This is a genomic window from Kordia jejudonensis (assembly GCF_001005315.1).
Taxonomy (GTDB): domain Bacteria; phylum Bacteroidota; class Bacteroidia; order Flavobacteriales; family Flavobacteriaceae; genus Kordia; species Kordia jejudonensis.
In genome coordinates, this window is sequence record NZ_LBMG01000028.1 from 1 (window position 1) to 14,938 (window position 14,938).

Consider the following 14,938-nt stretch of genomic DNA (forward strand, 5'->3'; position numbering starts at 1 on the left):
CTTACCAAATATCTGGTAAGGGTTTTTTTATGTATACACTAGATATTTCCCAAATTAGAAAAATCATTAAATCCAAGTGAGTTAAAGAAATCTTAAAGTATTCTTAAACTTTATTATTAATGTAATGTTATTAGTAATTTCACGGCTCAAACCAATTATTCATAACTATGTTAAGAAAAATACCATTATTTCTACTTGGAATTTTGCTTATTTCTGTTACTTCATGTTCTACTGCTAAGAAAGCATCAGCTAGTAAGAAAGGAGCAGTAGCGTCAGCTAAACCAAAGAAAAAACCTAAAAAAGGAGGAATTCAGCCTTATGATAAGGTAATTACCAAACAAGCTAAAAGTGATCCAGGATTGTTTACCGTTCATGAATTAGATGATAAGTTCTATTATGAAATACCAGATTCTCTTTTTAATAGAGAAATGTTAATGGTAACCAGAATTGCTAAAACCGCTTCAGGACTTGGTTTCGGAGGAGGAAAGCAAAATACACAAGTACTACGCTGGGAAAAAAATAGAAAACAAGTGTTACTACGAGTAGTTTCACACAATGTAGTAGCTGCAGATTCTTTACCAGTATACGAAGCCGTTGTAAATTCTAATTTTGAGCCAATATTATATTCGTTCCCAATTAAGGCCTTTAGTAAAGATTCATTAAACACCGTAATTGAAGTGACTCCTTTGTTTTCAAAAGATGTGAAAGCTTTAGGAATTCCAGCTTTTAGAAGAAGACAATATAAAATTTCAAGATTAGACGCTGCAAGGTCATATATAGATAAATTAAAGAGTTATCCTTTAAATATTGAATCAAGACACGTTAAAACTTATAACGCGGCGGCACCACCATCAAATGGAAGTGTTGCTTCTATCTCTGTAGAGATGAGTAATTCTATGATTTTGTTACCAAAGGAGCCAATGAAAAGACGTTATTTTGATGAGCGTGTAGGTTGGTTTACTAGTAGCCAAGTTGATTATGGATTGAAAGCACAAAAAAGTAAACAAGTAACATTCTTAGATCGTTGGAGACTTGAGGTTAAAGATGAAGACATTGAAAAGTTTAAAAGAGGAGAACTTGTTGAGCCTAAGAAACAAATTGTTTATTATGTTGATAGAGCTACACCAGAAGAATGGAAGCCATATATTAAACAAGGAATTGAAGACTGGCAAGTAGCTTTTGAAGCGGCTGGTTTCAAAAATGCAATTATAGCAAAAGATCCCCCATCAGTTGAGGAAGATCCAGATTGGAGTCCAGAAGATGTACGTTATTCAGTAGTACGTTACTTAGCTTCGCCAATTCCAAACGCAAATGGACCTCACGTAAGTGACCCAAGAAGTGGAGAAATTTTAGAAAGTGATATCAACTGGTATCATAATGTAATGAGCCTATTAAGAAACTGGTTCTTCATTCAAACAGCAGCCATTAATCCAGATGCACAAACTTTAGAGTTTAAAGATGAAGTTATGGGACGTTTAATTCGTTTTGTATCTGCTCACGAAGTTGGTCATACTTTAGGATTACCTCACAATATGGGAAGTAGTGTTGCTTATCCAGTTGAAAAGTTACGTGATCCAGCATTTACGAAGAAGTATGGAACTGCACCATCTATTATGGATTACGCACGTTTTAACTATGTTGCACAGCCAGGAGATGAAGGAGTCGCTTTAATGCCAAACATCGGACCATATGATAAGTATGCTATTAGTTGGGGATATCGTCCAATTTTAGAAGCTAAAAAAGGAGAAGATGAAAAGAAAACCTTAGATAAGTGGATTCTTGACAAAGCAGGAGATCCAATGTATAGATTTGGACACCAGCAAGCAGGAGATGTAGTTGATCCAAGTTCGCAAACAGAGGATTTAGGAGATGATGCAATGAAAGCAAGTGCTTATGGAATTAAAAACCTAAAAAGAATTGTTCCTAACTTAATCAAATGGACAGCCAAAGATGGTAAAACATACGATGATTTAGATACAATGTACGGACAAGTTTTAGGTCAGTACAACCGTTATATGGGACACGTTTCTTCAAATATTGGTGGAGTGTATGAGCACTATAAAACATACGACCAGGAAGGAGCTGTATACACACATGTTGACAAGGATACACAAAAAAGAGCATTACAATTTATCAATGATAACTTATTCAAAACACAGGATTGGTTATTAGATCAAAATATCTTTAACAAAACTCAATATTCTGGAACTACGGAAAGAATCAGAGGAACACAAGTTCGTACACTAAACAGAATTTTAAGTTTAGGACGATTAGCTCGTGTAATGGAAAACGAAACATTAAATGGAAATAACGCTTATTCTATCTTAGAAATGATGCGTGATTTGCGTAATGGAGTTTGGACAGAATTGCGTTCAGGAAGAAAAATTGATGCATACCGTCGTAACTTGCAAAGAGCATATGTTGACAGATTAGCATATTTAATGACAGCTAAAAGTCCAGCAAGACCAAGACGTAGCAGTGATTACGTGAAGTTTACACCAATAAGCACAAGTCAATCAGACTTACGTGCGGTAGTAAGAGCAGAATTAAATACCTTAAAAAGAAATGCTAGAAGCGCCGCTTCTCGAACAGGAGATCAAATGAGTAAAATACATTTGAGAGATATTGTTGAGCGTATCGATATGGTATTAGACCCAAAATAATACATTTCTCACATACTTTATAAAAAGCAGCTTTCGAGCTGCTTTTTTTATACTGCAAAGACAGGAATAACTTTTTATACTACCATAAAAAACATCAAAAGCTGTTAATTTTACACATATATTTTCCCCTTAACATATGTATGCAATAATTGACTGTAATAGCTTTTACGCTTCGTGCGAAAGAGCTTTCGATCCTAAACTGATAAACAAACCGTTGGCAATTTTGTCCAACAACGATGGTTGTGTAATTTCTCGAAATAAAGAAGCCAAAGCGTTAGGAATTCCCATGGGCGCACCGCTTTTTAAATACAAAGAAATCATTACACAAAAAAACATTCAAATACGATCGTCCAACTATTCTCTATATGGCGATATGAGCGAACGTGTTATGAAATTACTCGAAAACTTCTCTCCAGAAGTGGAAGTATACAGCATTGATGAAGCGTTTATAAAATTGCCAGAATCTGAAGATTATCAACAAGTAGGATTGGACATTAAAAACTATATTTTTCAATGTACTGGAATTCCTGTAAGTGTCGGAATTGCTCCTACCAAAGCACTATCAAAGGCAGCAAACAATATCGTAAAGAAATTTCCAGATAAAACAAATGGTAGTTATGCAATTGATACTGAAGCAAAACGCATCAAATTACTCAAATGGCTTCCCATCAATGATATTTGGGGAATTGGCAAAGGAAATAAAGTACGTTTGCAAAACAAAGGAGCACAGACGGCTTATGAATTTACACAACTAACAGATGATTGGGTAAAGCGAAACATGTCTATTGTAGGCTTGCGTTTAAAAAAAGATTTAGAAGGCGAACCGACCATTTTATTTGAAGATGAAGTACAAAACAAAAAAGTAATTGCAACGACTAGAAGTTTTGAATTTACATTCTCCGACAAGCAAAACATCAAAGAACGGATTGCGACTTTTGCTGCCCGTTGTGCAGAAAAACTACGAATGCAAACTTCTTCTTGTAATGTAGTCATGGTCTATTTAAAAAGTGATCGTAACAAAAAAAACGAATTACAGCACCGAGCCAACAGAATACTAACGTTGCCTTATGCAACCAACTCTACACTGACCATCAATGAGTTTGCACAAAAAGCATTAGACGATATTTATAAACCTGGAATAAAATACAAAAGAGCCGGCGTTATCTTAACAGGTTTGGTACAAACTGACGCTTTACAACTCGATTTGTTTAAAAATGAAAATCCAAAACACAAGCAATTGATGGCAACAATGGATACGTTGAATCAAAAATATGGTGGCAGAAAAATAAAAATGGCAAGTCAAGATTTGCAACGAACTTGGAAAATGCGACAAGCGTATTTATCGCCAGAATACACTACAAAATTTAGTGATATTATTGTTTTAAATTGTCGTACAATCTAACTTTGCAACATGATGAAAAAGCAAAAAAATGACAATTTACTGACGTTTTACAAATCAATTCATGGAAACGTAGCACTTGAATATGTTTCAGAAGGTATTTCTGCGGGATTTCCTTCGCCAGCGGACGATTTTAAAAATGAACGGATCAATTTATCTGAAGAGCTCATCAACGATCCAAACACAACGTATTATGCACGTGTAAATGGAGAATCCATGATTGGAGCAGGATTAGATGACAATGATTTATTGGTCATTGACAAAAGTATTCCTCCAAAAGATGGAAAAATTGCCGTATGTTGTGTTGATGGAGAATTTACGGTGAAACGACTCAAAATTACAGATGAATGTGTGTATCTCATGCCTGCAAATGACAATTACAAACCCATAAAAGTTACGAAGGATAAACAATTGGTAATTTGGGGAATTGTAACATATGTCATCAAAAAAGTGTAAGTTTTTAATGGAGTAATCTATCAATGTATCAATTTGAAAATGTACCAATGGAAAGAGATGCCCTTTTTTAATTATGTGTACGTTTCAAAAAAAATGTATTATAAATTAAGTAGTAGATTGCCGCGTATATCCCAAAATACTAGCAAAGACGTATCATACCTTTGGGTTTTCAAAATGATACCGAAGTCAGAAAAAGCCTTGAATCATTACATTTTTAAATCCTTGAATTGAGTGAAGCAAGATCACGCTTTAATAAAATCTTCATATTCATAATAAAACGCTTCAAACTGTTGCATGGTTTCATTCAAGAACACCATTGTTTCTTGCCACGTATTTTTATTATGAATAGAAACCTTGTGTTTTTCGATGTAAATTCTAGAGATTTCTTTGCCATTATCCAGCACATAATCTTCATCAAAAATGGCTTCTGGGAGAAATTCGTCGATCAAAATACTTTTCAATGAAATCATTTTATCCCAATACCTAATACGATTCTCAATATTTTGATCTTCAATATCAAGCGAAACCATGGCTTTCTTTTTATCAAAATAAAACTTAAATGAAAAATCACGAATCTTCGTATTGTACAAAATCCACTTTCGTGGAAATGACTTTCCAAACGAAATCCAAAAATCTTCTCGTAATTTTCTCGACTCAGCCTTACTAAACATAAAAAAATGAAATTTTTTTATTCCGTGCTCGACACGGAAACTCTGGTTAAAACAGCACTTATTTTTTTATTCCGTGCTTGACACGGAAACTTTTTCAAAAATAGTGCTTGTTTTTTTTACTCCGTATTCACACGGAAACTCTAATTAAAACAGTACTTATTTTTTTATTCCGTATCCTAAACGAAATCTATTCGCATACAAAAGTAATTTTCTTTTTGTAAATATTAGCAAGAAGCATGTTGGATTAAAAATGAAACACAAACTCGTTTATATCCGTTTATAAATTACGAACAGCTTTCACATTCTCCTATAAGCAATATTTGAGAAAAATTTATTTTCCGATTTGGAATCGATGGAATCTTCATATCAACCGATAAGCAATCTACCTTTCCGCAATGTTGACATTGAAAATGCGGATGGATATCAATATGTTGTGCGGAAGAACAACCATGACATGTAGCATACCATTTTAGTCCATCTTTCCCCATAAACGAATGCACCAATCCATCACTTTCCAAACGCTCTAAAACTCTATAAATAGTAGTCTTATTCATCTGGTCTTTTAAAAGATCAACCAACTGTACCGCAGAAACGGCATCTTTATTCTGTTCAAAAATAGCTAGTAATGTTTCTACTGATTTCGTTTTTCTAATAACTCCCATATTGCAAATTTACTGCAACTTAGTTGCATTCACAAAAAATAATGTTACTTTTGCAACTAAGTTGCAGTAAGAAATGATTTTAAATAAAAGTAATTCAGATTTCATAGGAGCGTTTACAAGTAGTCTTTGTTTGCTACATTGTATATGTACACCGTTTCTATTTATGGTACAAACACACGCAATTAGCCATAGTGTTTCCGCACCTTTTTGGTGGAAAATTCTAGACTTTGTTTTTCTAATTATATCATTCATTGCCATTTATTGGTCTAGTAAAACAACTAGCAAACAATGGATGAAATTTTTAATGTGGATCACATGGTTGTGTTTGTGCTTGTTTATTCTAAATGAAAAACTAGCATGGTTTTCCATTCCTGAATATGCAATTTACCTGCCAGGCATTGGTTTGATAGTTCTTCATGTATACAACAAGAAATATTGTCAATGTAAAGACGATCAGTGTTGTGCCTTACATGTATAATTGTCAATTAAGTCCGTATATTTCAGTGTTATTTCATTTAAGATTTGATGAATATTCAATTTAAAAAAACAACAACTATTGCCGAAATAATACCAATGATTTTGTAAAATTGAACGTATAATCTTCTAAAATTTCAAATACAAAAACCTAGGTATGCTTAAATACTATTCAACTTAAAAAGAAAAAAAGGAATGGACAGTATCACACAAGCCGTATTGGGTGCCGCTATAGGTGAAGTTGCACTTGGAAAAAAGATAGGGAATAAAGGTGCGATTGCAGGAGCAATTGTGGCGACCATTCCTGACCTTGATGTTATACTACATTTATTCTATACAAAATTCGAAATGTTAAGCATTCACAGAGGCTACAGTCATTCCATTGTATGTAGTATCATAGGCGCCTTATTGCTTACATTCATACTCAGTAAAATAAAATGGTTTGATCAAATTTCCTTCAAAAGATGCCTTCTTTTTGTATGGTTATGCCTCATTACACATATGTTACTTGATGCTTTTACGGCATATGGAACACAATTATTATTGCCGTTTAGCGACCGAAGAATAGGTTTTGATAGTATCAATGTCGTTGATCCTTTATATACCATTCCCATGATAATTGGACTCATAGCAAGTTGTTGGTTATATCGTTCGCATAAAAATAGGTCAAAATTCACTACGTATGGTTTATGGATAAGCTCCATATATTTACTGTGCACATTGTTACACAAAGAAATAGTAGCAACTACTATAGCTGCACGTTTTGCAAAAAACAACATACACTATACGGAATTGTTAACAATGCCTGTGGGAATTGCTAATATCAATTGGTATGGTGTGGCAAAAACGAACGACAGTCTATATATGTGCAAATACAATGGCTTTTCAAATACAGATGAAGCCATTACGGTTTTTCCCATAAACGATCAATACTTACAAGAAATCGATCAACACGTTGCGACAAAAATGCGTTGGTTTGCAAAAGGTTTTTATACGGTCACGAAGCAGCATGATACAATCAGAGTGTACAATCTGCAAGTAGATATGCGAGGCATTGTAATAGAAGGCAATCAAAAAGTACCAACTGTTGGTTACTTCAAAATAGTACGTCAAAATGGTACTTTTGTATTCTCATCGGGAAGCGTTCAGCAGCAGTAACTATATTATATCAAATATGCCATCGTCGTAGCGACAACGATCACTAACAATTTTGTCAAATTGAATTTATGACCTTCTGAACTCTCAAATAATATCGTGGTCGAAATATGTAAAAAGATACCAATAACCAATGCTGAAATTTCATTCTGATACATTTCGAGCATCGGAATACTTTCAGACAAAAAACTTCCAAGTGGTGTCATAAGCGCAAACAAAACTAAAAACAACATAATAGAAGCTTTTGGCATGTTAGTCTCATAAAAAAATGTTGTCAAAATAATAGCAATCGGAATCTTATGTACTACAATTCCATATACCAAATGTTTATGATGATGCATTGGAAAACCTTCCAACACGGCGTGAATACTTAGACTCAAAAATAATAACCATGGAAAAGTAGTTCGCGTTTTGTGCAAATGTACATGTCCGTGTTCGGCACCTTTTGAGAAAAACTCTAGAAAAATCTGCAACAAAATCCCAACCATGATAAAAATCCCATAACTACTCTTATACGAAGTAAAAACGGTTGGCAACAAATTAAAAATGGTAATTGCTAACAAAAATGCACCGCTAAAAGCGAGTAACAATTTCATGTACTTTTTATTGCGAAGCTTAAAAACGGTTACAAACAAAAAGCCGAGTACAACGGCTAAAATGGGTAAAAGATACTGTTTCATTTAAAAATCATAATAAGTCTACTAGAAGTCTTTCTTTGAAACTTCCCTAAACTATAATCTCCAAAAATAGCTAATAAATCTATACCAGCGGCAGAAAAGTACGATTCAAAATCTTCCAGTGTCAATGCCTTTACTTTTTCGGTATAATGGTGCGAATGTCCGTCAGCTTCAAAGCGAATATCCTTATAAATAAAACCGTCTTTCACATAGCGATGCAAGCGAAAAATAATGCCATCCACTTCTTTAATTTCATTCTCAACCAAGTTTGCAGTTACAAAATCGGCATTCAAAAAATCAATCACGCCAAAACCATGTGTGTTCAGTTCGGCTTTAATTGACTTTAGCGTGCGCAAATTGTCTTCTTCATGTTCAAAATAGCCAAAACTTGTAAACAAATTAAACACGGCATCAAACTGTTTCGGATACGGCTTGCACATATCATGCACTTCAAAACGCAAGGTTTCATTGGCAAACTGTGAGGCAAATTCAATACTATTCGGCGACAAATCTACACCTGTAACATCGTAGCCCATTGTATTCAAAAACACGGAATGGCGCCCTTTTCCACAAGCGAGATCTAAAATTGTAGCATTCTCTGGCAAATTCAAAAACTCCACCAAATGTTTCATAAAAGCTTCCGCTTCATCGTAACCTCTATCTTTATATAAAATATGGTAGTATGGCGTATCAAACCACGACGCGTACCAAGTTGTTTCGTCTTTCTGCATACGTATATTATGGGGTTTCCTCCATATTCATTTCGGTCAGGCTATCTGCTATATCTTTTTTCAAAAAAGAAAAAAGGATGCCGCGGCTATCCTTAACCCAGTTTTCTATTAAACAATATGGTTAACAGACTGCAAAATTAACATATTTTGCGCTTTTGTAGTCGTGAGAACTAGGAAATAATTTCAAAAAGACACGTTGGAAAATTGCGGATACAAAAAAAGTCCAGAAAATTGCTGGACTCTTTATTAATATCTGTAGTGAAAATTTTAGCTTTCTTCTTCTCCTACCGTTTCTCCTTGCGTAGTTACTGAACCTGTACTTGCGTTTCCGTACACAGGCGTTTCATTTCTTAAAATATCAATAACTCTTGCAAAATTTTCTGCGTTCATATATGGAGTTTCTTCTCGTTTCCCTTTAAAAGTGGTAAAATAAAACTTTCCGAGGTCAATTTTCGGATCCCAAATTGCTTGATACGCGTTTAACTTTGTCCAGCCTGTGGTTCCTTGTGCGTGATGTGGCATAACTTTTTTCTTTAAATGGTTAATAATATGAAGCAAAAGTAGCGTACGTAAGAAAAATAGGTAATAGGAAAAACCCTATATCGTATAAGTCATAAGACTATTTCTACAGGGGAAAAATATAAACACAGCTAAAAACACAGCGTTTGTAAAATAGTTGTTACTAGCGCTAGCGCTCGTTTGTAACGAGTGCTTAACAGTTAAAACAATGTTGAAGTTTCTTCTTTGATATATTCTTAAATCTTTTATTGAAAATATATTGGTTGATTGCGGTTTTCCGTAAGGATTTAATTAAAATCTAAAATATATTACTATATATAAAAATACTACTACCATGAGTAAAAACTTTATTGAATTAAATAAATCATATTTTATTGTGAGCATGATCGCTTCTATTTTTATAGTTGGATCTATTATTTATAATACACTGGATTCTAAATTTGAAAGAGAAGTTAAATTAGATAATTATAAAAAGAGAATTTTACTTGATTTGACTAAGAAATTTTATACTTATGGAAGAATAGGGTTTCATGATAGAATATTTGAAATATTTGCAGATTCAATTGAATATTACTCATATCCAAAAAAAGATAAAAAAAAATTAAACTTCAAAAAGGGAAATAAGTTTCAGAAAGCCGAATTCGATTTTCTAGTAATAGATGATTCATTTACTTTGACAAGTGATGGATTATCTTCTAATTACGATTTAGTGAAAACGCTAGATGGAGGAGCAGTTAAAATTGTTCATAGTGAATCAATGAACTATATTGAATCAGAAGAAGATTTTCTAATTTCAAAAATTCAAATAGTTCGTACTGATACTACTATAAGAAAAAATACTTACGGTGTTCCTAATAGATCTATTATACAATTAAGAAAATCGCCCTCTTTAGATGCAGAATATGTTTTGGATTCAAAAAAAGATAGAATAAAAATAGATAAAAATAATTTTGTTAGAATAGAAAATACTATAGTCAGTAAAAAAATGAATGAAGCTTTTATTAAAGCTACTGGTAGTGGGGTTAAAGTTCTTGAGAATAAAAATAAAAAATATTTAGTTGAAAATATTTATAATAATGAGAAAATATTGGTTAACAAGGAAGAAGTTAACGTAATTAGTGGATGGTATTACATTAGGGATTTAAACGATAGTAATATTAGAGGTTATGTGTGTAAAGATTTCATTATTAAGTATGCTGCTAATTAAGTTAAAATATTATGATCGAAAATTATATTTGGATTTCTAATCATGAAATAAACAAAGAAGATAAAATTTCTATTGAAGAGTTTTTGAATAAAGTAAAGAATTTATACGGTCTACGGACTAGAACAGTTACGTTTATTACACTAAACCGATATACTCAATTAAAAAATGAATAGATTTAAAAATGTACAAGAAGATTTATTTAATATAGCTGAAATTGAATTTAATGAAGCTATTGATGAATCTGAACAAAATAAATTAGTTTATAGTTATTTTGGTTTAGCAATGTATTGGGCACAATGTATTGAAAGTACTCTCGAATTAATGTTTATTTTGGATAGAATAGCAAATGGAGATGAAGTTTCTCAAGAAATAATTGATTCATTATTTGAAAAGATTAAAAAATCTAAAGAAACTATGGGAGTTCAAATTAAAAAGATCAAAAAGATTTATTCTTTATCAAGCGAAGAAGAATCAACTTTGGAGTGTGTACTAAAAAAGAGGAATCATATAGCTCACAAGTTTTTTAAAAATAATAGTTTTAAATTTTTTACCAAGGAAGGAAAATTAGAGATGATAAATGAGTGTACTGATTTTATTAGTTTATGTAAGAGTCATGATAAAGAACTGACTATACACTATAAAGACTATCAAATGAAAATAGGATTAACAGATGAAATACTTGAAAAAGAAATGAAAAAGGTTCGAGAAGAAGAAAAAAATAGAATTCAAGATAAATACAATAGTTAACAATGTGTCCCCACGCTAGTGCTCGTTTGTAACGAGTGCTTAACAAAAGAGTTCAAAAGTCAAATTGCTACTTCAAGTTGATTTTTAATTCGTTCCAGCTTTTTCTTTTGGTTTCTGTAGCCAATTGTTTTACTTTCTGCTTTACAAATGAGTTTGTAGTGTCTTACAATAATTCTGCGGAAAGGTTCGCCTAAGAATTCTTCAACTTGATATTGATCCGTAAAAATAATATGATTACTACTTTTGATAATATCATTTACAACATTAGAAGCTAAATGAACTGAAGTAGTTTTTTCTTTAACCCAATTAAAAATATCTTGCAAGTCGGTTTTGGCTTGCGTTGACCAAACAACTTGGATTTTCTTTACAGTCATGCTTTTATTGCCAATTCCGAACTTCTTTTTCTAAGTCTTCAGCAGTAGTATATTCTCCAGCAGTTATGGATGCATCAGCATCTTTAATCTGTTTAACATACATTTCTTTTGTAAGCGGTTTCCCTTTAATGGTATGAGCAACAACAGCATTTTCAGAAGAAGACTGTTTTTTCTTTTCGGCAAATTCAAAGATATCCTTTAAATACCCAACATTATCGGTATTTAAAAGTTGAATTATTTTATTTCTCAATTCTACTGCTTCCATAATACTAAAGAATTCTTCAAACAAATATACAAAAACTAAATCTTTCCTTTTATCCGTTTCAATTCATCATCTACTTTCAAACAATGAACTTGAAAGTATTTTTAAAAAAATAGCAGATAAAGAAAAATAACTAAAAATATTTTATCTTTACAAAAAGGACACATATGAAACGAAAAAATAGTTTTTCAGATCTTCTAGCATCATTCACTTCTTTTGTGAGTGACTATACTCGTTTTCAGATTGTCATAGCTTTCATCTGTATCGTATTGGTATTTGTCATAGGAATCACGAAAAAACTATTTTTCTAAGACCCAAAACCCAAAACCCAAAACCCAAAACCAAAGACCAAAACCCAATCCAAGACTACCTAGTTTCCCCAAAGAATTACACATCAACTTACAGGGCAAGCGCTCATTTTCAAATCAACATCATTACATAAATGCACGGAAAAAATATGCTTTACACATAACTTTAGCATACAAACTTGCAACATAAATAAAAAGCTTTCCGTATTTTTACATTTGTGAAAAAGAAGGAAAAAATCATCATTATTGGTTCGGGAATTGGCGGTTTGGGTGCAGCTGCCTTACTTTCAAAAACTGGATATCAAGTTACCGTTATTGAAAAAAATGAAAAGCTTGGCGGAAGAGCCAATATCTTAAAAGCAAATGGCTATACATTTGATATGGGACCATCGTGGTACTTAATGCCAGATGTATTTGAGCATTATTTTAAATTGCTAGAAGAAGATATTTCCGATCATTTAGATTTAATAAAACTATCTCCTTCGTACCGTGTTTTCTTTTCCAACGACAAAGAAGTTCCTGTATTGGACATTCATTCTGACTTGGAAAAAGATTTACCACTTTTTGAACAATTAGAACCAGGCATCACACTAAAACTCCGCGAATATTTAAAACGTTCAGGCGAACAATACGAAATGGCAAAGCATTACTTTATGTATCGTAACATTGGTATCTCTGCCGATTTCTTAAGTTTAAAATTGATCAAAAAAGGAATACAACTCAATCCGATTCAAACCATGCAATCGTATTTAAACAAATGGTTTGAAAGCGATCGGATTAAAAAAATACTAGAATATACCTTAGTATTCTTAGGTTCTGATCCTGCCAAAACACCTGCGCTTTACAATATTATGAATTTCATTGACTTTGACATGGGCGTCTATTTCCCCAAAGGCGGTATTTATGAAATTATAGAAACTTTAGTGAAGATTAATAAAAAACATGGCACACAATTTAGAACGGAAGCGCCTGTTAAAAAAATATTGGTAGAAAATAAAAAAGCTGTCGGAGTTCAACTTGAAAATGGAGAAGAACTCAAAGCTGATATCGTAATTTCAAATGCTGATTTGTGGTTTACGGAAACGAAATTACTAGAAAAAAAGTATCAAACCTATCCAGAACGCTATTGGGAAAAAACGGTTTTGAGTCCAAGTGCGTTTATCATGTACCTTGGATTAGATCGAAAGTTGGATATATTAAGTCATCACAATTTGCGCTTTGGCGAAGATTGGAAACAAAACTTCAAAGAATTATTTGATGCGCCACAATTGCCAAATGATCCGAGTTATTACATCTGTAAACCAACAGAAACCGATCCGAGTTTAGCACCTGAAGGCAAAGATAATTTGTTTGTATTGGTACCGATTCCACCAGGATTAACGCTTTCGGAAGCAGAAATGGGATCGTATAGAGAAAGAATATACGGACTCATGAAAAAAGATTTGGATTTGCCCGATTTGGAAGATTATGTCGTATACGAACGTTCGTATTGGAGTGACGATTTTAAAAGAGATTACAACGCCTACAAAGGAACTGCTTTAGGTTTGGCACATACGTTAAAACAAACATTACTGCGACCTTCAAACAAAAGTAAAAAAGTAAAAAATCTATATTATGTTGGTGCAGGAACAAGTCCAGGTATCGGAATGCCTATTTGTTTAATTTCGGCACAATTGGTCTACAAACGAATTGCAGGAATCAAAAATCCACATCCATTGGAATCTTTGTAAACTTACAATATAGCATTGAGAAATAGATAGAAAAATAGTGCCGCACCTGCCGCAATATTTATCAAAGGGAAATATGTATAGTATTTAAATACTTTTGAACTGTTAGCAAGGCTCAACAGTACAATAGCAACATAAACAATTCCAAAAATAATGGCAACAGTGCCTACGTAGAAAAATCCGATAACGCCCGCACAAGCATATGCAAGCAAGCAAAACCAAAGTGCTTTATTTTCGCCTAATGCTGTTGCTAAAGTAGTGACACCAGAAGTTTCATCTGCTTCAATATCTGGTACAGCCGAATAGGTTTGCATCGCTGAAGCCCAAACAAGTCCGCCAATAACCGCAAGCCATTCTACTTGTGTGTTTCCAGTAATGAGATATCCAATTAATCCAGGAGAAATATAAATAATGGAGGAAAAAAGAATATCTAAAGGTGGTTTACTTTTCGCTCTAATTGGAGTTGCAGAATAAAAAATTCCAGTAAATAAAAATATGATAAGTATATAAAGTGTAGACGTATTTACCAAGAAAAAAAACGGAATAAAAGGCAGCATGCATGCGCCAATAATAATCCATAAATTTCTATGTTTTAATGGATTGAGAATTTTTTCATACGAAGCTTTTTTCGTGTTTAAAATGTCCGTTTCATAATCATAAATGTCATTGACACCATAAATAAGTAAGTTTGCAGGAAGCGAAAAAAATATAGAAAATACAACAAGTAATAACGTTGTGTGCGTATCGTAAAAAAATGGATTTCCCGAAGCAATCATTCCTACCAAAAAAGTACCCAATACATACATCCAAAATCTCGGTCTAGAGATAAGTAATAACTCTTTAATTTTGAAACTCAAATGCTTATGATTAATAGTGGTTCTCAACGGAATAATTAGTTTTGTTTAT

16 protein-coding genes are annotated in these 14,938 nt (G+C 32.9%); 8 read left to right on the top strand and 8 right to left on the bottom strand.

What is annotated here, in order from left to right; genetic code table 11:
* Positions 1-167 precede the first annotated feature (167 nt).
* The 3 genes from AA089_RS14035 to AA089_RS14045 all read left to right on the top strand — a co-directional run bounded on the left by AA089_RS14035 (position 168) and on the right by AA089_RS14045 (position 4,518).
* Entirely contained in the window at positions 168-2,663 is a 2,496-nt protein-coding gene (locus AA089_RS14035; protein ID WP_046757603.1) for a zinc-dependent metalloprotease, read from the top strand.
* 136 nt (positions 2,664-2,799) lie between these two features.
* A complete protein-coding gene (locus AA089_RS14040; RefSeq protein WP_046757604.1) occupies positions 2,800-4,065 on the top strand; it encodes a Y-family DNA polymerase in 1,266 nt (421 codons plus the stop codon).
* A 9-nt stretch (positions 4,066-4,074) separates the two neighbouring features.
* Positions 4,075-4,518, top strand: a complete 444-nt coding sequence (locus AA089_RS14045) for a LexA family protein (RefSeq protein WP_046757605.1) — start codon at positions 4,075-4,077, stop codon at positions 4,516-4,518.
* A 242-nt stretch (positions 4,519-4,760) separates the two neighbouring features.
* On the opposite strand, the gene AA089_RS14050 is transcribed toward AA089_RS14045, so the two are convergent.
* On the bottom strand, positions 4,761-5,189 hold the full coding sequence (locus AA089_RS14050) for a DUF4268 domain-containing protein (protein ID WP_046757606.1): 429 nt from the start codon (positions 5,187-5,189) through the stop codon (positions 4,761-4,763).
* A 284-nt stretch (positions 5,190-5,473) separates the two neighbouring features.
* Positions 5,474-5,851, bottom strand: coding sequence for a Fur family transcriptional regulator (locus tag AA089_RS14055; protein WP_046757607.1), 378 nt, complete (start codon positions 5,849-5,851; stop codon positions 5,474-5,476).
* 73 nt (positions 5,852-5,924) lie between these two features.
* Here AA089_RS14055 and AA089_RS14060 point away from each other — a divergent pair, with 73 nt between their 5' ends.
* Together AA089_RS14060 and AA089_RS23750 are read left to right on the top strand one after the other, a co-directional pair.
* On the top strand, positions 5,925-6,329 hold the full coding sequence (locus AA089_RS14060; RefSeq protein WP_046757608.1) for a MerC domain-containing protein: 405 nt from the start codon (positions 5,925-5,927) through the stop codon (positions 6,327-6,329).
* A 191-nt stretch (positions 6,330-6,520) separates the two neighbouring features.
* Complete coding sequence (locus AA089_RS23750; protein ID WP_053002440.1) at positions 6,521-7,483, top strand: metal-dependent hydrolase; 963 nt, start codon at positions 6,521-6,523, stop codon at positions 7,481-7,483.
* A 5-nt stretch (positions 7,484-7,488) separates the two neighbouring features.
* On the opposite strand, the gene AA089_RS14070 is transcribed toward AA089_RS23750, so the two are convergent.
* The 3 genes from AA089_RS14070 to AA089_RS14080 form a co-directional block, all read right to left on the bottom strand.
* Positions 7,489-8,160, bottom strand: coding sequence for a ZIP family metal transporter (locus AA089_RS14070; protein WP_046757609.1), 672 nt, complete (start codon positions 8,158-8,160; stop codon positions 7,489-7,491).
* Positions 8,157-8,888, bottom strand: a complete 732-nt coding sequence (locus AA089_RS14075; RefSeq protein ID WP_046757610.1) for a class I SAM-dependent methyltransferase — start codon at positions 8,886-8,888, stop codon at positions 8,157-8,159. Before AA089_RS14075 ends, AA089_RS14070 begins: the two co-directional genes overlap by 4 nt.
* 267 nt (positions 8,889-9,155) lie before the next feature.
* Positions 9,156-9,410 (bottom strand): hypothetical protein, encoded by a 255-nt coding sequence (locus AA089_RS14080; protein ID WP_046757611.1) that lies wholly within the window; start codon positions 9,408-9,410, stop codon positions 9,156-9,158.
* A gap of 331 nt (positions 9,411-9,741) precedes the next feature.
* Between AA089_RS14080 and AA089_RS14085 the strand changes: the two genes are divergently transcribed.
* Positions 9,742-10,614 carry a hypothetical protein gene (locus AA089_RS14085; protein WP_046757612.1) on the top strand — a complete coding sequence of 291 codons (873 nt, stop codon included), beginning with the start codon at positions 9,742-9,744 and terminating at the stop codon, positions 10,612-10,614.
* A gap of 165 nt (positions 10,615-10,779) precedes the next feature.
* Entirely contained in the window at positions 10,780-11,361 is a 582-nt protein-coding gene (locus AA089_RS14090; RefSeq protein WP_046757613.1) for a hypothetical protein, read from the top strand.
* A 59-nt stretch (positions 11,362-11,420) separates the two neighbouring features.
* Here the strand turns inward: AA089_RS14090 and AA089_RS14095 are convergent, their stop codons facing one another.
* Both AA089_RS14095 and AA089_RS14100 read right to left on the bottom strand, forming a co-directional pair.
* Positions 11,421-11,735, bottom strand: coding sequence for a type II toxin-antitoxin system RelE/ParE family toxin (locus AA089_RS14095; protein WP_046757614.1), 315 nt, complete (start codon positions 11,733-11,735; stop codon positions 11,421-11,423).
* A gap of 4 nt (positions 11,736-11,739) precedes the next feature.
* Positions 11,740-12,000 carry a hypothetical protein gene (locus tag AA089_RS14100; RefSeq protein ID WP_046757615.1) on the bottom strand — a complete coding sequence of 87 codons (261 nt, stop codon included), beginning with the start codon at positions 11,998-12,000 and terminating at the stop codon, positions 11,740-11,742.
* Between the two features lie 523 nt (positions 12,001-12,523).
* Here AA089_RS14100 and AA089_RS14105 point away from each other — a divergent pair.
* The gene (locus tag AA089_RS14105) at positions 12,524-14,035 is read left to right on the top strand and encodes a phytoene desaturase family protein (RefSeq protein ID WP_053002442.1); all 1,512 of its coding nucleotides are present in this window, start codon (positions 12,524-12,526) and stop codon (positions 14,033-14,035) included.
* Positions 14,036-14,037: 2 nt separating this feature from the next.
* Here the strand turns inward: AA089_RS14105 and AA089_RS14110 are convergent, their stop codons facing one another.
* A complete protein-coding gene (locus tag AA089_RS14110; RefSeq protein WP_162200447.1) occupies positions 14,038-14,916 on the bottom strand; it encodes a prenyltransferase in 879 nt (292 codons plus the stop codon).
* Between the last annotated feature and the right edge of the window lie 22 nt (positions 14,917-14,938).